General features: G+C 63.9%; 18 protein-coding genes. 12 read left to right on the top strand and 6 right to left on the bottom strand.

Annotated elements, in window-relative coordinates; genetic code table 11:
* Positions 1 to 138 precede the first annotated feature (138 nt).
* Complete coding sequence (gene hutU / locus ACX80Q_RS13385; protein WP_459331023.1) at positions 139 to 1,818, top strand: urocanate hydratase; 1,680 nt, start codon at positions 139 to 141, stop codon at positions 1,816 to 1,818.
* A gap of 25 nt (positions 1,819 to 1,843) precedes the next feature.
* Here the strand turns inward: hutU and ACX80Q_RS13380 are convergent, their stop codons facing one another.
* From ACX80Q_RS13380 to ACX80Q_RS13370, 3 genes are all read right to left on the bottom strand, one after another.
* Positions 1,844 to 2,632 carry a GNAT family N-acetyltransferase gene (locus tag ACX80Q_RS13380; RefSeq protein ID WP_459331022.1) on the bottom strand — a complete coding sequence of 263 codons (789 nt, stop codon included), beginning with the start codon at positions 2,630 to 2,632 and terminating at the stop codon, positions 1,844 to 1,846.
* 83 nt (positions 2,633 to 2,715) lie between these two features.
* Positions 2,716 to 4,101 carry an RCC1 domain-containing protein gene (locus ACX80Q_RS13375; RefSeq protein WP_459331021.1) on the bottom strand — a complete coding sequence of 462 codons (1,386 nt, stop codon included), beginning with the start codon at positions 4,099 to 4,101 and terminating at the stop codon, positions 2,716 to 2,718.
* Positions 4,085 to 4,567 (bottom strand): hypothetical protein, encoded by a 483-nt coding sequence (locus ACX80Q_RS13370; protein ID WP_459331020.1) that lies wholly within the window; start codon positions 4,565 to 4,567, stop codon positions 4,085 to 4,087. The genes ACX80Q_RS13375 and ACX80Q_RS13370 overlap by 17 nt, the downstream gene beginning before the upstream one ends.
* A 220-nt stretch (positions 4,568 to 4,787) precedes the next feature.
* On the opposite strand from ACX80Q_RS13370, the gene ACX80Q_RS13365 reads away from it, so the two are divergent.
* The 6 genes from ACX80Q_RS13365 (at position 4,788) to ACX80Q_RS13340 (ending at position 11,566) form a co-directional block, all read left to right on the top strand.
* The gene (locus tag ACX80Q_RS13365; RefSeq protein ID WP_459331019.1) at positions 4,788 to 5,582 is read left to right on the top strand and encodes an alpha/beta fold hydrolase; all 795 of its coding nucleotides are present in this window, start codon (positions 4,788 to 4,790) and stop codon (positions 5,580 to 5,582) included.
* A gap of 55 nt (positions 5,583 to 5,637) precedes the next feature.
* Positions 5,638 to 6,654 carry a thiamine-phosphate kinase gene (thiL, locus tag ACX80Q_RS13360; protein WP_459331018.1) on the top strand — a complete coding sequence of 339 codons (1,017 nt, stop codon included), beginning with the start codon at positions 5,638 to 5,640 and terminating at the stop codon, positions 6,652 to 6,654.
* Positions 6,620 to 7,633, top strand: coding sequence for a DAK2 domain-containing protein (locus ACX80Q_RS13355; RefSeq protein WP_459331017.1), 1,014 nt, complete (start codon positions 6,620 to 6,622; stop codon positions 7,631 to 7,633). Before thiL ends, ACX80Q_RS13355 begins: the two co-directional genes overlap by 35 nt.
* Positions 7,620 to 9,821 carry an ATP-dependent DNA helicase RecG gene (locus ACX80Q_RS13350; RefSeq protein WP_459331016.1) on the top strand — a complete coding sequence of 734 codons (2,202 nt, stop codon included), beginning with the start codon at positions 7,620 to 7,622 and terminating at the stop codon, positions 9,819 to 9,821. Before ACX80Q_RS13355 ends, ACX80Q_RS13350 begins: the two co-directional genes overlap by 14 nt.
* Positions 9,822 to 9,848: 27 nt before the next feature.
* Positions 9,849 to 10,427, top strand: coding sequence for a 16S rRNA (guanine(966)-N(2))-methyltransferase RsmD (gene rsmD / locus ACX80Q_RS13345; protein WP_459331015.1), 579 nt, complete (start codon positions 9,849 to 9,851; stop codon positions 10,425 to 10,427).
* 140 nt (positions 10,428 to 10,567) lie between these two features.
* On the top strand, positions 10,568 to 11,566 hold the full coding sequence (locus ACX80Q_RS13340) for a Gfo/Idh/MocA family protein (RefSeq protein WP_459331014.1): 999 nt from the start codon (positions 10,568 to 10,570) through the stop codon (positions 11,564 to 11,566).
* Positions 11,567 to 11,667: 101 nt separating this feature from the next.
* On the opposite strand, the gene ACX80Q_RS13335 is transcribed toward ACX80Q_RS13340, so the two are convergent.
* Positions 11,668 to 12,441, bottom strand: a complete 774-nt coding sequence (locus ACX80Q_RS13335) for a spermidine synthase (RefSeq protein WP_459331013.1) — start codon at positions 12,439 to 12,441, stop codon at positions 11,668 to 11,670.
* Positions 12,441 to 13,637: an aminotransferase class I/II-fold pyridoxal phosphate-dependent enzyme gene (locus ACX80Q_RS13330; protein WP_459331012.1), complete on the bottom strand. Its 1,197-nt coding sequence runs from the start codon at positions 13,635 to 13,637 to the stop codon at positions 12,441 to 12,443. The genes ACX80Q_RS13335 and ACX80Q_RS13330 overlap by 1 nt, the downstream gene beginning before the upstream one ends.
* Before the next feature lie 223 nt (positions 13,638 to 13,860).
* On the opposite strand from ACX80Q_RS13330, the gene coaD reads away from it, so the two are divergent.
* The 5 genes from coaD (at position 13,861) to mutM (ending at position 17,403) form a co-directional block, all read left to right on the top strand.
* On the top strand, positions 13,861 to 14,376 hold the full coding sequence (coaD, locus tag ACX80Q_RS13325) for a pantetheine-phosphate adenylyltransferase (RefSeq protein ID WP_459331011.1): 516 nt from the start codon (positions 13,861 to 13,863) through the stop codon (positions 14,374 to 14,376).
* A gap of 446 nt (positions 14,377 to 14,822) precedes the next feature.
* A complete protein-coding gene (locus ACX80Q_RS13320; protein ID WP_459331036.1) occupies positions 14,823 to 15,302 on the top strand; it encodes a YceD family protein in 480 nt (159 codons plus the stop codon).
* A 57-nt stretch (positions 15,303 to 15,359) separates the two neighbouring features.
* Complete coding sequence (gene rpmF / locus ACX80Q_RS13315) at positions 15,360 to 15,563, top strand: 50S ribosomal protein L32 (protein ID WP_062007003.1); 204 nt, start codon at positions 15,360 to 15,362, stop codon at positions 15,561 to 15,563.
* A gap of 62 nt (positions 15,564 to 15,625) precedes the next feature.
* Entirely contained in the window at positions 15,626 to 16,411 is a 786-nt protein-coding gene (gene rnc, locus ACX80Q_RS13310) for a ribonuclease III (protein WP_459331010.1), read from the top strand.
* The gene (mutM, locus tag ACX80Q_RS13305; protein ID WP_459331009.1) at positions 16,411 to 17,403 is read left to right on the top strand and encodes a bifunctional DNA-formamidopyrimidine glycosylase/DNA-(apurinic or apyrimidinic site) lyase; all 993 of its coding nucleotides are present in this window, start codon (positions 16,411 to 16,413) and stop codon (positions 17,401 to 17,403) included. The genes rnc and mutM overlap by 1 nt, the downstream gene beginning before the upstream one ends.
* A gap of 150 nt (positions 17,404 to 17,553) precedes the next feature.
* Here mutM and ACX80Q_RS13300 read toward each other — a convergent pair whose 3' ends face one another.
* Positions 17,554 to 18,519, bottom strand: a complete 966-nt coding sequence (locus ACX80Q_RS13300) for a hypothetical protein (RefSeq protein WP_459331008.1) — start codon at positions 18,517 to 18,519, stop codon at positions 17,554 to 17,556.
* Positions 18,520 to 18,557: the final 38 nt, after the last annotated feature.

Here is an 18,557-nt window from a genome sequence, read left to right as displayed (position 1 = left end):
TCGGCAATGTCTGGAATCACAGACTCGGCACCCGTCGAACCCCTAGGATTGCGCGGCGCAGCGGGGTTGGATAAGAGCATAGGAACTTTCCCGTCAGGCTTTCGGCCCTGAACGCTGATCCACTAGTTAAGGAAAATCATGGCAACCATGCATGACCCATCCCGCACCATCCGCGCAGCCCGAGGCACTGAGCTCTCGGCCAAGTCTTGGCAGACGGAAGCGCCGCTGCGGATGCTCATGAACAACCTTGACCCGGAAGTTGCCGAGCGGCCGGAGGACCTGGTGGTGTACGGCGGCACAGGACGCGCAGCCCGCTCCTGGGAAGCCTATGACGCCATTGTGGCCACGCTGAAGACTCTCGACGACGACGAAACCCTCCTGGTGCAGTCCGGCAAGCCGGTGGGCGTGTTCCGCACCAACGTATGGGCGCCGCGAGTTCTGCTGGCCAATTCCAACCTGGTGGGGGACTGGGCCACCTGGCCGGAGTTCCGCAAGCTGGAGGCCGAGGGCCTGATGATGTATGGGCAAATGACTGCCGGCTCCTGGATCTACATTGGCACCCAGGGCATCCTGCAAGGCACCTTTGAAACCTTCGCCGCCATCGGTGAAAAGCTCTTTGGTGGCACCCTCGCCGGCACGCTAACCCTGACGGGCGGCTGCGGCGGCATGGGCGGCGCCCAGCCGCTGGCCGTCACCCTCAACGGAGGCGCCTGCTTGATCGTCGACGTGTCCGCCGAACGCCTCCAGCGCCGTGTGGGCAAGCGCTACCTGGACGAGCTGGCCCCCGACCTGGACGCGGCACTTGAGCGCGTACTGGAAGCCAAGACGAACAAGACGCCGCTTTCCGTGGGAGTTGTGGGTAATGCCGCCGAGGTGTTCCCGGAAATCCTGCGCCGCCACAAGGCTGGCGAGTTCACGGTTGACATTGTCACCGACCAGACCAGCGCACACGATCCCCTCTCCTACCTGCCCACCGAATACTCGGTGGAGCAGTGGGCTGCCGAAGCGGAGGCTGATCCCGAGGGTTTCACCAAGAAGTCCCAGAACGCCATGGCCCGCCACGTGCAAGCCATGGTGGAGTTCCAGGACGCCGGCGCCGAAGTGTTCGACTACGGCAACTCCATCCGCGACGAGGCCCGCAAGGGCGGCTACAACCGTGCCTTTGACTTCCCCGGCTTTGTCCCGGCCTACATCCGCCCGCTGTTCTGTGAGGGCCTGGGCCCGTTCCGCTGGGTTGCCCTCTCCGGCGACCCCGAGGACATCCGCGTCACCGATGAAGCGTTGAAGGAACTTTTCCCCGAAAATGCCCACCTGCACCGCTGGCTCGACGCCGCGGCGGAGCACGTTGAGTTCGAGGGCCTGCCGGCGCGCATCTGCTGGCTTGGTTACGGCGACAGGGCCAAGGCCGGGGTGCTGTTCAACCAGTTGGTGGCGGACGGCAAAGTCAAAGCGCCCATTGTGATTGGCCGCGACCATCTGGATTCAGGGTCGGTGGCATCCCCCTACCGCGAAACGGAGTCCATGAAGGACGGCTCGGACGCCATCGCCGACTGGCCGCTGCTGAACGCCATGCTCAACACGGCCTCCGGCGCCACCTGGGTGTCCATCCACCACGGCGGCGGCGTGGGTATTGGCCGCTCCATCCACGCCGGCCAGGTGTCCGTTGCCGACGGCACGCCGCTGGCTGCGGAAAAGCTGGCCCGCCTGCTCACCAACGACCCCGGCATGGGCGTCATTCGCCACGCCGACGCCGGCTACGAGCGCGCGCTCGACGTCGCAGCGGAGCGGGGCGTACGCATCCCCATGCAGGAGCAGTAGGCCCTGGCGGAAGTGGCGTCCTGCGTCACTTCCGCCAGTAATACGGAATGGTGGTGGAGACCTTCAACAGGCCCGAGCGTTCCAAGATAGGCCGGGAGAACTCGGACGAGTCACTGTGGACAAGCGTCTTGCCCTGCGCCATGGCGGAGCGGGCCCGCGCGGCTGTTAGAGCCCGGTAGATGCCTCGGCCCCGGTAGGCCTCGAGGGTAGCCCCGCCCCAAATGCCAACGAAGTCGCTGTCTGGCACAGGTTCGAGCCGGCCGCAACTGACCATCCTGCCGTCAATTTCCGCCACCCAGAGTTCCATGCCGTCCTTGCGGGCCAGCCGGGCCAGCAAGGCATTGGCCTGGCGGGTGTCGACCGCCTCACCAAAGGCCTCGTCGGCCATGGCGCTCATGGCCCGCACGTCGGCCTCGGTGGTGACTGTCCGCAGCGTGACACCGTCGGGGATGGGAGCGTTGGCGCACAAGCCCTCGAGTGGGCCCACCATGATGGATTCGGCCTCTTCGGGGGCGAATCCTTGGGCCACCAGAGCCTCGGGCAGCCCCGGCGAGGCATCGTGGAGGCGGACCTTCCATTCAACCTTGTCGATCTCCGGATCTGTGCCGTAGTGGGCCAGGGCGCCCGAGACCAGTCCCGGCATGTCCGCCGCCACGGCGCCGCCCAAATCTCTGTAGGTAATGAAACCAAGCCCGCCCGCGAACGTGGCCAGTCGCAGGGGACCCCAGCGGGTCACATGCAGCGCGCTGGGCGTTTCGGCGTCGGTGCGGAGTTGTTCGTCATAGGCCTGAAGGTAGAGCTCTTTGGTAGTCATCGGCCCCAGTTTCGCAGCGCCCTGTGATCCGCGCAACTTCCCGTCTTGGCCCGGCGTGGGCGGGGTCCGGGCGCCAGGTGCGCTCAGCTGTGCGACGGCGGGGTCTTTCGGTTCCTAACAGCCACGAGCCCGGCACCTAGCAAGAGCAAGAGAATTCCGCCACCGGCCAACAGACTGCTGGAGGCGCCCGTCCAGGCAAGGTTTGCAACGTATTGCCGCTCGCTTGGACGGGGCACAGGCGTTTGTGTTGCCGAGGCCGCCGCCGTGGTCGCCGCCGTCAAGGTGGGCGTAGGCGCCGCCGTCGTCAAGGTTGGTGTAGGTGTAGGTGTAGGTGTAGGTGTAGGTGTGGGCGTAGGGGTAGGGCTGAAAGTGGATGTTGGCGTTGGACTCGGCGAAACCGTTGGTGCGGGTGTGTAGCTGAACCCTCCCGGCAGGGCGAACGTGGGCCCGGGCGCACCATTGCTGAACTCGGTGGTGATGGTCAGGTCAACGGCTCCCGCACTGTGGGCCGGGGCGGTGACGGTGAACGTTCCGGCCCCGGACGCTGCGAGGAGATGTGTTCCAGGCACGGAGTCAAACATTACGCCCGTCACCGTGAGGTGGGTGAGCGCGGCAACAGCAGTGGACTCGTTCGTGAACGTGGAGGTTCCGTCACCCAGCTGCCCGCTGCCGTTGAACCCCCACGCCCAGACGGAGCCGTCGGAGGCCACCGCCACCGAATGTTCGGCACCGGCACTGACGCCCTCAACTGCGGCGGCGGTTGGCCAGTTCGCCACCACCGGCACCGGCACCGAACTGTCGGCTGCTGTTCCGTCGCCCAGCTGCCCGCTGCCGTTGAACCCCCAAGCCCAGACGGAGCCGTCGGAGGCCACCGCCAGGGAATGGCCTTCCCCTGCGCCGACGCTCGTGATCGCAACGCCGATTGGCCACGTAGCCACCACCTGCACCGGCGCGGCATGGTCGGTGGCGGTTCCGTCGCCCAGCTGTCCGAAAATGTTGTTGCCCCAGGCCCAGACGGAACCATCGGAAGCCGCGGCGACCGAATGGTGTACCCCGGCGCTGATGCTTCCGATCGTGACACCGGCCGGCCAAGGGGCCACCACCTGCACCGGCAGCGCACTGGCGGCGGTGGTTCCGTCTCCAAGCTGGCCGTTGTCGTTGTTCCCCCAGGCCCAGAGGGATCCATCGGAGGCCACCGCGGTTGTATAGGTGAAACCGGCGTTGACGTTCTTGACGATGACCCCGGTGGGCCAGTTCGCCACCACCTGTGTCGGCTCGTTTTTGCTGGTCATGGCTCCGTTGCCCAGCTCCCCCTGAAGGTTGCCACCCCAAGTCCACACGGAGCCATCGGAGGCCACCGCAGCAGAATGGTAGTACCCGGCGTCGATGCTTTCGATGGTGACCCCTGCCGGCCAGTTTGCAACCACCTGCACCGGTACCGAACTGTTGACGTTACTGCCGTCGCCCAACTGCCCGGATCCGTTTGCCCCCCCAAGACCAAACGGATCCGTCGCTTGCAAGCGCCACCGAGTGGTAGTTCCCGGAGCTGACGCTCTTCATCACCACACCGGCCGGCCAGTTCGCCACCACCCTCACCGGCTCGCTGCGGCTGTCTTGGGTGCCGTCACCGAGCTGCCCGTAGAAGTTGTCGCCCCAGGCCCAGAGCGATCCGTCGGCGGCCAACGCCACTGTCTGGGAGCCAGTGGCGGAGGTCTGCACAAAATTGTCAATCGCTGCGCTTCCACTCACGGTTGTCCCGCCGCCAATGCCGCCCGACTCAGGGGTGATGCTAGCGCCAGCCTGCGCGGACAGGGCAGAGCCCGCAATAAGTGCGCCAGCCAAGAGCAAGGCTGCCAGGGGGTTGGTGCGCCTATGTTGTTTCTTGCTGGACGGTCCCCGATCCGGGGTGGTCAGGGTTGCGGCAGTCGACGGCATGGAACACTCTTTCAGCTGTAGTGGAACTACTCGGCCTGCTGAATTCAGCACATATCACCACAGCGTAGACGCCGTTGCAGCGGCGCGCACCAGTGGGGAGTACTCATATTGCACTCTTCCTACCTAATTCAGGCGCCCACGCTGCCCGTCCGGCTGGCGGTAGCCTCAGCGAGGTGACAGCTCGGTCCAACCGCAGCAGCAGGGAGAGTACCCTGATCCCATGGAATCCGTAGTGCGGCAACTGGTGTTGGGAACGGGCATTTGCGTTCCCTGCCTGGTCCACGGCGATGCAGGGGCAAAGCCGCTGTTGCTGCTGCATGCGTGGGGTGAGTCCAGGCGCAGCTTTGCAAGGATGCTGCCGTTTCTGGCGGACTTCAGGGTCTACGCCCCCGATCTGCGCGGGCAGGGGGACGCAGACAAGCCGGAAGCCGGGTATTCCCTGGTTGAACAGGCCGAGGATGCCGCAGCAATCCTGACTGCCCTCAAGGTGCCGCGTGCGTTTGTGCTGGGCTCCTCCAGTGGCGGATATGTGGCCCAGCAACTGGCCATCACGCACCCCGGGAAGGTTGCGGCGTTGGTACTGGTGGGTTCACCGGCGAACCTGCAGGGCAGGCCCGCCTTCGCGGCGGACGTCGAAGCCCTGACGGACCCCGTCGACGAACCCTGGGTGCGGGCCTCCCTGGAGTGGTTTCCCCGGCTGCACGAGGTTCCGCAGTGGTACATCCGGGACCGTGTGCGCGATGGCACCAGGATGCCGGCCCATGCGTGGAAAAGTATCATGGCGGGATTGTGCGCGGCAACGCCGCCCACCGAGGCGGGGATCATTCACGCGCCCACCTTGATGCTGTGGGGCGCACACGACAACGTGCTGCCGCGCTCGCAGCCGGACGCACTGGTGGATCGCATCCAGGATGCGGTGTTGAGGATTTACCCGGAGGTGGCACACCTGGTGCTCTGGGAATGCCCGGAGCAGGTGGCACAGGATGCCACGGCGTTCCTGCTTTCCCGCAACTGATGCCACGGCCCTGGCCGGCGCCGGCAATGTCCCACCCACCGGCTACGGTTAAAGCATGACCCTCACAGTGGCCCAACTCTCCGAATCCGAGCTCCTGGCCCGGATTTTCCCGCGCCTGCACACAGGTTGCTCCATGCTGCTGGGCCCGGGGGACGATTCCGCCATCATTGCCGCACCCGACGGCCGGACAGTCATTTCCATTGACACCCAGGTCCAGGACAAGGACTTCCGTTTGCTCTGGCCTAACGGCAGCGCCTCCTCCGGGTTCGACGTCGGCTGGAAAGCGGCCGCGCAAAACCTCAGCGACATCAACGCCATGGGAGCCGTTGCCACGGCCATGGTTGTCAGCCTCACCTTGCCGGGTACGACGCCGGTGTGCTGGGTTGAGGACTTTGCCGACGGCTTGAGTGCCGCGATTGTTGCGCTTGGTGCGCCGCAGTGCTCGGTGGCCGGGGGAGACCTCTCCGGCGGCAGCGAACTGGTGGTCACTGTTGCCGTCACGGGCTCCCTGGACGGACTGGCGCCCGTGCTGCGCAGTGGCGCCCGGGCGGGGGACCAGATTGCTGTTTGCGGGAATATGGGTTTCTCGGCCGCCGGCTGGGCGCTGCACGAAAGCACCATTCCGGCTGCAGACTTCACCCCCGCACTGGCCCATGCCGCCCAGCTGTTTGCGCGCCCGTTTCCGCCCTTGGCTGCGGGGGCCGCCGCTGCACGGGCCGGGGCCACCGCCATGATGGACATTTCCGACGGCTTGTTGCGCGATGCCACCAGGCTTGCCACCGCCAGCGGTGTCACTCTCGATTTGGATGGCACAGTGCTTCGGGGGGTGGCCCGCGGCCTTGAGGAATGCGCCGTCGCACTTGTTGCCGACCCCTTTGCCTGGGTGCTGACGGGGGGCGAGGACCATGGATTGTTATCCACATTCCCGGCGGGCGTGACGCTCCCGCGCGGCTTCCTTAGGATAGGCTCAGTACTGTCCTTGGACGCGGCCGGATTGGCAGTGACCATTGACGGACAGAACTTCAAAGGTGCCGCAGATGGCGCCGTGGGATGGGATCATTTTGCAGTCTAAGATCGCCGCAACTGCGCCCGTGGTCCGCCGCTGGTTGGCCATGGCTGAACAAACGCTGGCCAATCACAGCGACCGGCTCAACGCCATCAACATTTACCCGGTGGCGGATGCAGATACCGGCACAAACTTGTACCTGACGGTCAAGGCGGCAGCCCACGCGGTGGCTGAAATGGAACCCGCCGACGTGGGCGCCACCGTGAGTGTTGCCGGCCGCGCAGCCATGGAACAGGCACGCGGCAACTCCGGCACCCTGTTGGCAGTTTTCCTGGTGGCACTGGCCGAGCCGCTCGCCGGTGCGCAGCGCCTGAGTGGACCCCTGCTGGCAGCTGCCCTGCACCGGGCCCAACTGCGGGCCTGGAGCGCCCTGAGCGAACCTATGCCGGGGACCATTTTGTCCGTGTTGGAGGCGGCCGCCCAAGGGGCAACGTCGGTGCAATCCAGCCTCAGCGGTGATGAATCCAATCAGGCACTGGCCCAAACCATTGACGGGGCAGTGGTGGCAGCCCGTGAAGCCGTGGTGTTGACGGAGTCCCAACTGGGCGTGCTGAGTGAGGCCCACGTAGTGGATTCCGGCGCCGTTGGCCTGTTGCTGATCCTTGACTGTTTGCGCTCGGTGATTGTGGGTGAGCCGTTGCAGGAGGACTTGCTGGACGGCTTGTCAGGCTACAAGGTTCAAGATCCCAACATTGCCGTGTCCATGCCGGAGCAGGAGGGTGTGGAGGTCATGTGCACCATCCAACTCACGCCGCTGGCGGCAGCAGGACTACGGTTCCAGCTCGATGGCCTGGGGGATTCGGTGATCATGAGCGCCGTGTCCGAGCAAGCCGACGCCACCGGGGCCTACCCGTGGCGTTTGCATGTTCACGTGCCCTCAGCCGCCGTGGCACTTGAGGCAATCCAGGCTGTGGGTGATCCAAGCAATGTGAGCATTTCGGCGCTGACAGCCAATGCCACCGAGGACGCCCATGACTTCATCTGAGCCGATCTACCGCGATCTCAGCCTTGAACTGTCCAGGCTTGTTGGCGTCGCCACGGCAAAGTCGGTGGCCAAGGCCCTGGAGATCACCACTGTGGGCGGCATGCTCCACCAGTTCCCGCGGAAATACCTGGCACGCGGGGACCTGACCGACCTTGACCAGCTGGTGGTCGATGAGGAGGTCACCATTCTGGCCCGGGTGGTCAACCTCTCCACCCGGTACATGCAGACCCGCAAGGGAACCATCAGCGATGTTGTCATCACGGATAATTCGGGGCGCCCGTCATCACTGAAAATCAGCTTCTTTAATGGGTTCAAGGCCAAGGCGGAGCTGCAGGCCGGCGTGCTGGCCATGTTTTCCGGCAGGGTGTCCCTGTACAACGGCAGCAAGGTCCTGACCAACCCCGGCTATGTCCTGCTGCCCGACGACGAACTGGCCGAGCATGAGGTTGAGGTGCAGGCCGCCAAGCCCGTGCCCATCTACCCGGCAACGGCCAAATTCCCCAGCTGGAAGACCCAGAAAGTCATCGAGGCGCTGCTGCCCGCACTGGACCTGGAGAAGATTCCGGATCCCGTGCCCAAACACATTGCCGCCCGGGAGCGGCTCATGCCGCTGTGGGATGCCTACAGCGAAATCCACAGACCCACGGACATGGACTCCTGGCCCAAAGCCCGCAAACGCTTCCGTTTCCAGGAAGCCCTGGCGCTGCAGACCGCCCTGGCCCAGAAACGCTTCGAATCGATGCACCAAAACGCCACCGGCCGGCCACCTGTCCGGGGCGGGCTCCTGGACGCCTTCGACTCCCGGCTGCCGTACACCCTGACGGCCGGGCAGCTAGAGATCGGTGAACTGATTTCCGCCGAAGTGGCCGCCGGTCATCCCATGCACAGACTGTTGCAAGGTGAAGTGGGCTCGGGCAAGACAGTAATTGCCCTGCGCGCCATGCTGCAGGTGGTTGACGCCGGCGGGCAGGCCGCGTTTTTGGCCCCCACAGAGGTGCTCGCCGCGCAGCACCTGCACTCCATTTCTGCGCTCCTGGGCACCCTCGGTGCGGGATCGCTGCTTGGCGGGCCGCACGCCACCGCCGTGACCCTGCTGACCGGCTCCATGCCCGCGGCTGCCAAAAAGAAGGCACTGCTCGCGGCAGCCTCCGGCGAAGCCGGCATTGTGATTGGCACCCATGCACTCCTGTCCGAGCACGTGCAATTCGCGGACTTGGGCTTGATTGTGGTGGATGAGCAGCACCGTTTCGGGGTGGAACAGCGCGACGCCCTGCGCGCCAAGGCACTCAAGCCCCCGCACCTGCTCGTCATGACGGCCACCCCCATCCCGCGAACCGTGGCCATGACTGTCTTTGGTGATCTGGAAGTCTCCGAACTCACGGAACTTCCGGCCGGGCGGGCGCCCATCACCACCCACGTGGCGCCGCTGGCTGAACACCCCAGTTGGGAGTCCCGGGTCTGGGCGCGCTGCCGCGAAGAGGTGGACTCCGGCCATCAGGTCTATGTGGTGTGCCCCAAGATCGGCGACGACCCCGACGCTGACGACATCGCCCCGAGCGGCGGTGACACGCGCCCCATGGCAGGGGTACTCGACGTCGTACAGTATTTACGCACCGTCCCGGCATTGGCCGGCAAACGCATCGAGGTCCTGCACGGGCGCATGGACTCCCCGGACAAGCAGGGCACCATGGCCGCCTTCGCCGCCGGCGATGTTGACGTTCTGGTCTCCACCACCGTCATCGAGGTGGGCGTGGATGTGCACAATGCCACGCTCATGGTGATTCTGGATGCCGACAGATTTGGTATTTCCTCCCTTCATCAGCTGCGCGGACGGGTGGGCCGCGGCGGGTACCCGGGGACGTGCCTGTTGGTCACGAATCTGGAGCCGGACCACCCCAGCCGCAAGCGCCTAGACGTGGTGGCCTCCACCATTGACGGCTTCGTGCTGGCACGGGAGGATTTGGAAATGCGCCGCGAAGGCGACATCCTTGGGGCCAAGCAGTCCGGTGGAAACAGTGGGTTGCGCGTGCTGAGCGTGCTCCGCGATGAGGACCTGATTGCGCGGGCCAGGGCCGACGCCACCGAGATTGTGGCCAAGGACCCGGAGCTGGAATTTCATCCGGCCCTGAAGCTTGAAATAGACATGTATGTGACAGAAAAGAATGAGGCATTCCTTGAACGTGGCTAGCACAGTGGTACACCGGACGGCACACGCATGAGCCGCATCGTGGCAGGTGCCGCCGGCGGATCGGTGCTGGTCTCGGTGCCGGGGGACGGCACCCGGCCCACCACCGACAGAGTCAAGGAAGCACTGTTTTCCCGGCTGGAATCCATGAACATGCTCACCGATGTGCGCGTGCTGGATCTGTACGCCGGATCCGGCTCCCTTGGCGTGGAAAGTGCCAGCCGCGGCGCTAAATCCGTTGAGCTGGTTGAGTTCAATGACAAGGCTGCGGCCGTGTGCCAACTCAACGCCCAGCTGGTCAACAAGGTCCTTGGCAGCAAAGTTGTGACAGTGCAGCGTTCCAAAGTGGAAACGTTCCTGGCCCGGGTGGCCGAGGCCGGCGTGGACCAATGGGATCTGGTGTTCATGGACCCGCCCTACCCCCTGACGGAGGAGGAACTGGCCCTGGTGCTGTCCCTGCTGGCGCCGCGTCTGAGCTCCTACGCAGTGGTTGTGGTGGAGCGCTCGGCCAGGACGCCCGAGCCCACCTGGCCAGAATCCCTTGGGCGTTTTGCGGAGAAGAAATACGGCGAAACCCGCCTGTGGTTCGCGGAGCCGGCAGGCGAGTAGCCGGTCCCGGCCGTCACTGGGGCGTTCCCGGCCCGCACCTTCGATGAGCCCAGTATGCCGCGTCACGCAAGCGTTGCTGGGCTCCCGCCGCAGTAGTGTGGAACACAATCCCCGCCCGTACGGACGCTAAGGAACTTTTTGTGACGCAACTGAGAATTGGCCTCATCGGCGCCGGCGGCATAGCCGGCGTCCACATTGCCGGCTGGCAGCAGCAGGGCGCCCACATCAGCATTTATTCACGCTCCGGTGCGGCCCACCTGGTGCAGAAATACGGCATTGCCGAGGTTGCCACCTTGGCGGAATTGCTGGTAGCCAGTGACATGGTCAGCATCCTGACCCCCACCACCACCCACCACGGGTACGCCCTGGCCGCCATCGCCGCGGGCAGGGACGTGATCTGCGAAAAGCCCCTAGCGGAAACTACGCAGCGCGCAGCCGAGATCGCCAACGCTGCCCGTGACGCCGGCGTGCGGCTGTTTCCGGCCCATGTGGTGCGGTTCTTTCCGGAGTATGCTGCGGCCAACGAGCTGCTGGACGCCGACGCCACACAAGTCCCGGCAGTGCTGCGCCTGAGCCGCGCCAGCGCAGCCCCCGCAGCAGGTTCGTGGTTCTTCAACGAGTCACTGGGTGGCGGGATCGTCAGGGACCAAATGATCCATGATATTGACCAGGCCCGCTGGCTCGCCGGGGAGGTGCAGCGCGTCCATGCGGTGCAGGACCCGCCCTCCGCGGATGGAGTGGTGCCGCGCTCCGTCACAGCCACGGTGGCCTTGATGCACGTCAACGGCGCCGTCAGCCATCTTGCCGGTGCGTGGGGTCCGGACGGCTTGCCCTTCAGCACGTCGATCAGCATCGAGGCGCCCAATGGCACCGTGCTCTATTCGTGGCCGGATGTGGCCGCCGCGGGCCCCGCCGCGGGGAATATCCCGGGCGATTACCTGCCCGCCCAGACTCCGGCGGACAGCCCCTACACCCTGCAGATTGCAGAGTTTGCCGCAGCACGCGCCTCGGGAGGGCCCGCCCGGGTCAGCCCGCTCGACGGCGTCATGGCCGTTGCGCTGGCCGAGGCCGCCTATGCCTCAATTGCGGCGGGCGCACCGGTGGAGTTCTCCGCCGCGGCGGTGCTGGCGCTGCTGTAGAACTGCCGCGCATTGCGAGAGCATCCGGAATAATGTGACCATTGCTGCGAGAGCGTCCGGAATAATGTGACCATTGCTGCGAGAGCGTTGGGATGGGTGGGCTAGCCGGTCAAATCGTCCAGCTCAACCCCCGTCAGCACAGTGGCCGGGTGCGGGCCCGCTGCTACGAGTGCTTGGGCCCAGCCCTGCGGCCAGGGACCGTTTTTGCCCAGCAGGATGATGTTTCCGGGGTAGCGGCGACTAAATAGCATGGATGTGCCATAAGCTGCCACGCTTGTCATGGCCTCCTGGAGTGCCTTGGACTGGCTGGCCACCAGCGTGAACCCGGGTTCGTCACCAACATTTACGGCAAGGATTCCCTCTGGCGCCAGCAAGGCGGCCGCTTCACGGTAAAAGTCTGCGCAGGCCAGGTGCGCCGGTGCGTCGGGACCGCTGAAAATGTCCAGAATGACGACGTCGAACAGCAGGCCCTCGGGCAGGGCGGCGAGTTCCTCGCGGGCGTCCCCCACATGGTTGGTCAGGACGGAGCCTGCCGGCATGGGCAGCTGCTCCAGCACAAAGTCCAGAAGTTCGCGCTCCAACTCCACGGCGTGCTGCACCGAACCCGGCCGGGTGGCCTGGATGTACCGCGCAAGTGTCAGTGCGCCGGCGCCCAGGTGCAGGGCCGTGATGGTCTCGCCGGGCGGCTTGAGCAGGTCCACGGCGTTGGCGATCCGGCGCAGGTACTCGTAGAAAACTTCGCCGGGCTCGGCCAGATTCACGTGCGACTGCTCGGCATTGTCAATGCTCAGTACAAAGGCGTCCTCATGCCAGGGATCCTTCTCAATGCTGGCGTGGACGCCACTGGTGCGCAGGAAACGGCTGTTGTGCGCCATTAGACCTTGTCCTTCAAGGTGGCGAGGCGTTCGGCTGCCTGCTCCAGCAGCGGAACCTGTTTGCAGAACGCGAAGCGCAGCAGGGAGCGGGTTCGGTGTGCGCCTTCGGGGTGGCAGAAGACGGGGACGGGGATGGCCGCCACACCAATCAGCTCAGGCAGTCTGCGGGCCAGTGCCGTGGCGTCGGTGATGCCGAGTTTTTGGGTGTCTGCGTTGATGAAGTACGTGCCCTGGGGCAGGTACACGTCAAAACCGGCCGCGCGCAGCCCCTCGCCCAGGATGTCGCGCTTGTGGGCCAACGTTGCTGCCGCGTCGGTGAAGTAGTCATCCTCCAGCCGCAGACCGGCCGCAATGGCGCTCTGGAATGGCGTGCCCGAGGAATAACTGAGGAACTGCTTGACGGTCCGTGCCGCGGCCACTAGCTCGGCCGGGCCGGAGAGCCAACCGATCTTCCAGCCCGTGAACGAGAACGTCTTGCCGGCCGAAGAAATGGTCAGGGTCCGTTCGCGCGCGCCCGGCAGCGTGGCCACGGGGATGTGCGTGGGGCCAAAGGTGAGGTGCTCGTACACCTCATCGGTGAGGATGACGGCGTCGTACTTGATGGCCAGGCGCACCACCTCAGTCAACACCTCAAGCGGGAACATGGCACCGGTGGGGTTGTGCGGATTGTTGATGATGACCATCTTGGTGCGCGGGCTGAAGCTGTGCTCCAGCGTGGCCACATCCGGCATGAAATCCGGCGCGAGCAGGGCGGCAGTGGTGTGCTTGGCGCCGCTGAGGCCAATCATGGCACCGTAGGAATCGTAGAACGGCTCGAAGGTGAGGACCTCCTCTCCCGGACCGGTCAGGGCCAGGATGGCTGCTGCAATGGCCTCGGTGGCGCCGGTGGTCACAATGACCTCATGCTCGGGATCCAGCGTGATTCCGTAGAAGCGGTCCTGGTGCTCTGCCACAGCGGTGCGTAGATCCAGGATGCCCTTGCCCGGCGCGTACTGGTTGTTGCCCTGCGCGATGGCTTCCTGGGCAAGACGGCTGAGCTCTACCGGACCGTCCTCATCCGGGAACCCCTGGCCCAGGTTGATGGCCTGGTGCTGATTAGCCAGGGTGGTGATCTCTTCAAAGATGGTGACACCCAGGGAACCGTCAGGGCCCATCAAATTGGCGCCCTGCGCGGTGCGTTGCCATGGGTGGGACATTGCTGCTCCTTTGAAGAACCAGCCGCCACTGCGGAACGTGTGGGCGGGCGGTGAATTGATCCGTACTGTGTAGTCCCTCAATACGTTACCGGCCACGTCTCCTTCGCCCTAGCGGGAAGCGTGGGGGCACCGCCTCCCGCTACCGGGCAGTAGCTTGGCTAAATAGCTAGGACATGGGAGAAACAGCAGCGCGAACGTGAAGATGTCGGCTAGATTCATCTCTATGCGACGCGCTGTATGCCCCGGATCTTTTGATCCCATCCACAAGGGCCACATTGAAGTGATTGCCCGGGCCGCGGGACTTTTTGACGAGGTCATCGTGGCGGTATCCACCAACTACGCCAAAAACTACCGCTTCACGCTCAATGAGCGCCTGGAAATGGCCAAAACCACGTTCTCCGCACTGTCGGGAATTGTGGTGGAACCCATGGGCGAGGGGCTGCTCTCCGAGTACTGCCACGCCCGCGGTGTCTCAGCCATTGTGAAAGGACTGAGGTCCTCCTCCGACTTTGACTACGAACTACCCATGGCCACCATGAACCGGCAACTCTCCGGGGTTGAGACGGTGTTCCTGCCGGGGGACAGTCGCTACCTGCACCTGTCCTCCACCCTGATTAAGGAAGTTCATACCTTGGGCGGGGACGTGGCCGACTTTGTGCCCCGTGCCGTGTTGCGCCGCCTCCAGGGAGACGTGGGGCTGGACACGCGGCCCGTTCCCATAGTCCCGCCACGGCGCTAGCTGTTCCCTGGCCCGCATTTCGTGAACTTCACTCCTACGCCAGCGCACGGTTATGGGCGAATGTGGCGCCAGTCTAGGAGTGGCGCCACATTCGCAGCAAACCGCACGCAGGAGTTGTGCCAAACCCGTGGGGAACACGCGCAAGCCCGCCCGCGAAACCCGGCGTGTCCGGCGTCGAACATCAACAAAAGAGCGGTTGAGAGTTACATCACGCGCGGCTGGGGCGGGTGGGGTCGCTGTTAAGCCGGAGTCTGTCGTAGACTGGATAAGGCCAATTTGGTCTGGTACCGCTCGTTTTGATGCCCGTCAGCTTTCGGGCTAAGATGGTGCGTCGGTCATATGTTCTTACAGGAGTTCTCATTAGCGAAACCACGTTGGGCAACAAGTCCAACCATGGCACGCCCCTCACCATTGGTGTAAGGGAGCTTGGGCGCAGCCCGGGCAGCATGTGGAAGTTCGAAGAACGTATACCTGTGCCGGAAGATTTTGGCACCCCGCTCATCGGCGCGACGCCTGGATCCATTTTGGATCTGGAACTCCGTTTTGAGGCCGTCCATGAAGGAATTCTGGTGTCGGGCAATGTGCTTGTCGAAGTGACAGGTGAATGCTCACGATGCTTGGAGACCTTCGAGGATGAACTCGAAGTCGATGTGCAAGAACTTTTCTTCTACGAGGAACCGCCCGCGGAAATCCTTGAACAAGAAGAAGATCAGCAACGTTGGGTCGAGCACGATTCTATCGATCTTGAACCGGTGTTGCGGGACGCAGTGGTAACCGCCCTGCCGTTCCAGCCGGTGTGCCGGGAAGACTGTGAGGGTCTGTGTTCCGAATGCGGAATACACCTTGCGGATGAGCCGGGGCACCATCATGAGGTCTCAGATCCTCGATGGGCTGCCCTACAGGGCTTTACCGGCGAAGAAAACTAGCAAAAAGTTTTACTTTCGGACATGAGTCCGTAAGTTATCGAGAGAAAAGAGTTTGCCGTGGCTGTTCCCAAGCGGAAGATGTCCCGTGCCAATACGCGCGCACGCCGTTCCCAGTGGAAGGCCACCGCGCCTGCTCTGGTCAAGACCATTGAAAACGGCGAAGTTGTTTACAGCTTGCCGCACCAGGCACGAGTTGTAACCGACTCAGCTGGCACCGCACTGTTCTTGGAATACAAGGGCCGTAAGGTTGCCGACGTCTAAGACGTCCGTGCGGCCAACCGGCCGTTCGATTTAGTGGTTAATAATTATTGCAGGAGCTGCTCATGTCCTCAGGTACGGAATCCCCGAAGCTGACGGACGGACAGAAACTGCTTTTGAAGCGTCTCGGTGTCAGTATTGATGCCGGGACGCTTCGTCTTGCCCTCACGCATAGGTCCTACGCCTATGAAAACGGTGGCATCCCCACCAATGAGCGCCTGGAATTTTTGGGCGACTCCATCCTGGGGTTCTCCGTCACTGACGCGCTCTACCGCGACAACCCCACTCTTCCCGAAGGCGAGCTGGCCAAGCGCCGCTCCGCCGTGGTCTCCACCCGTGCCCTAGCCTCGATTGGGCGCTCCCTGGGCGTTGGCGAGTTCATCTACCTGGGCCAGGGCGAACGCCTGACCAAGGGCAGGAACAAATCCTCCATCCTGGCCGACACCATGGAAGCCCTGATCGGCGCCACCTACCTCACCCACGGCATCGACGTGGCGCGTGAGCTGGTCATGCGTCTGGTGGGCCCGCTGCTGGCGGATTCCGCTGTTCTCGGCGCCGGCACCGACTGGAAGACCAACATTCAGGAAATCGCCGCAGCCCAGCACATGGGCACCATTTCCTACCAAATCACCGGCGTGGGTCCCGACCACGACCGCTCCTTCACCGCCCAACTGCTCATCGGCGGCGAGCTCCACGGCACAGGCACCGGCCCCTCCAAGAAGGAGGCCGAGCGTTCGGCAGCCGCCGTTGCCTGGATTGAGCTTGAGAAACGCTTCCCCCAGAACGACGCCGGAACCTCCTCAGCGGCCGGCTCACCTGCCGCAGCTTCCGCAGCCGCTTCGGCAGAGTAATGCCTGAACTGCCCGAAGTTGAGGTGGTGCGGCGCGGCCTTGAACGCTGGATTGCTGGACGCAGCATCACCGGCGTCTCAGTGGTTGATCCCCGCTCCATCCGCCGTCACACCCTAGGCGCCGAAGATTTCCGCGGCAACCTGCTGGGCACCACCGTTTTGGATGTGGTGCGCCGCGGCAAGTTCCTGTGGATGCCGCTAACTGATTCGCCGGGCTCTTCCGCTCCGCCGCATACGGCCCTCGTGGCGCACCTGGGCATGAGTGGGCAATTGCTGGTGGAATCCCCGGAGCAGCCGCTGGAGAAGCACCTCAAGGTCCGGTTGACCTTTTCGCCCCGCGCCGATGCGCCCGAGGAACTGCGATTCATTGACCAGCGCATTTTTGGTGGATTGTTCGTCACCTCGCTGGTGCCCACTGTGGACGGCGCGCCGGGCGGCTGCGGGCTTGCCTCTGCTTCCGGAGGGTCCGAATCCGGGGCGATTGCTTCAGAACCCGGCTGGGCACTGATCCCCGCCGAAGCCGCGCACATAGGCCGCGACCCCCTGGATCCACACTTTTCTCTTGACGAGCTCCACAAGAAACTTCGTGCCCGCAAGACTGGTTTGAAGCGTGCGCTCCTGGATCAAGGGCTGGTCTCCGGCATCGGCAACATCTATGCCGACGAGGCCCTGTGGGCTGCCAGGATGCACTACGCCCGACCCACCGACACCCTGCGCCTGCCGGACACCGAACGGATCATCCTTGCCGCCCATGACGTCATGTCCAGGGCCCTGGATGCCGGCGGCACCAGCTTCGACTCCCTGTACGTGAACGTCAACGGGGCCTCAGGATATTTTTCCCGCTCCTTGAATGCCTATGGCCGTGAAGGCGAACCCTGCCACCGCTGCGCCGGGCTGGGCTTGTCCACCAGAATTCGCCGGGACACGTTCATGAACAGATCCTCCTACAGTTGCCCGGTCTGCCAGCCGAAGCCCCGCAACGCCCGCATGTAGCCGGTTGCAGGGATAATCACGGCAGCGCGGCACCGGACGGCGTTTGTGCGAGTGCTGACCTTGGCCACACGAATCGCTGTGTAACCACGCATCCCGCAGCGGAGGTCAGCAGAATCGTCAGGACTTGTGGTGGACAGCCCCGTTTAAGGGTCATGCGGCAGCTTGCCGGGCTGCCAGATACGCAGCCATGATCCTGGCCTTGAGACGTCCGGGGTTGCCCAGATGCTCCCACTTGACGCGGATGAACCTCCAGCCTTCCTCGATCAGGGCATTCTCGCGTTCCCGTTCCTCGATCAGTGCTTCGGCAGTGGGCAAGTAGTCAAAGTACTTGGTGTCTCCATCAAATTCGAGAATGAGCCGGATGCTGCGCCAGGCAAAATCCACGCGGAAGGAGCCGCTGGCAGTGTCCAACCAGACTTGTTGCTCGGGCTGCTCAATGGGCAGCTCCATCACCAGGAGCCGCGTTCTGGATTCGCCGGCTGATTCGGAGGCGCCATTGAGGGCCTTGATGGCCAGGCGTGCCCGTTTGATGCCGCGGCAGCCCAGGAATGTTTCCGCCAGCTCTTGAAGATCGTTTAGTTTCAGACCGGCATTGAGTGCCGAATCACCAATAATGACGGCCTGTTCCAAGGAACCCCTCATGGCGCACTCCAAGACTGTGCGGGAAAGGTTCGTGTACCGGGCCAGGCCAACTCCCGGGATGAACCGCTGGACTACGTCACTGGGGGCCAGCTGGGCAAAGTGGACTGTGATGTCCTGTGACGTCCGTGAGGGCGAGGAACTGTACGGCGTGCTCACATGAATCAATTTTGAGCTATTCCACAGCTGAAGTCCGTGCAGGCGTGCCGAACTGAAATGCGAATACACATGGCCTCCGTTGCTCACGGCAATATGGCCGGCGAGCACCAGTTTGTCCCTGTCCCAGGGTTTGGCCTGCTGCCACCTGTGCATGGGAACATACACTCCGCGCCGCAAACGGACGAGCAGCTTCAACTGCACACCCACCTCGATGGTCCTGGTGTCCAATCCGGCATGAAGCAGCTGTCCGGTGGTGGCCACTATGCGGTCCGAGGGCCAGAGCCTGGAAAATGAGTCTGATGCATCCTGCGCGTCCATGGCTTGATTCTGGGAAGAATCGGGCCTGCAGGCAAGGG

It is taken from the genome of Arthrobacter sp. HLT1-20 (genome assembly GCF_054510895.1).
The sequence above is the reverse complement of the archived record's forward strand: the minus strand, read 5'-3'. Positions and strand labels throughout refer to the sequence as shown.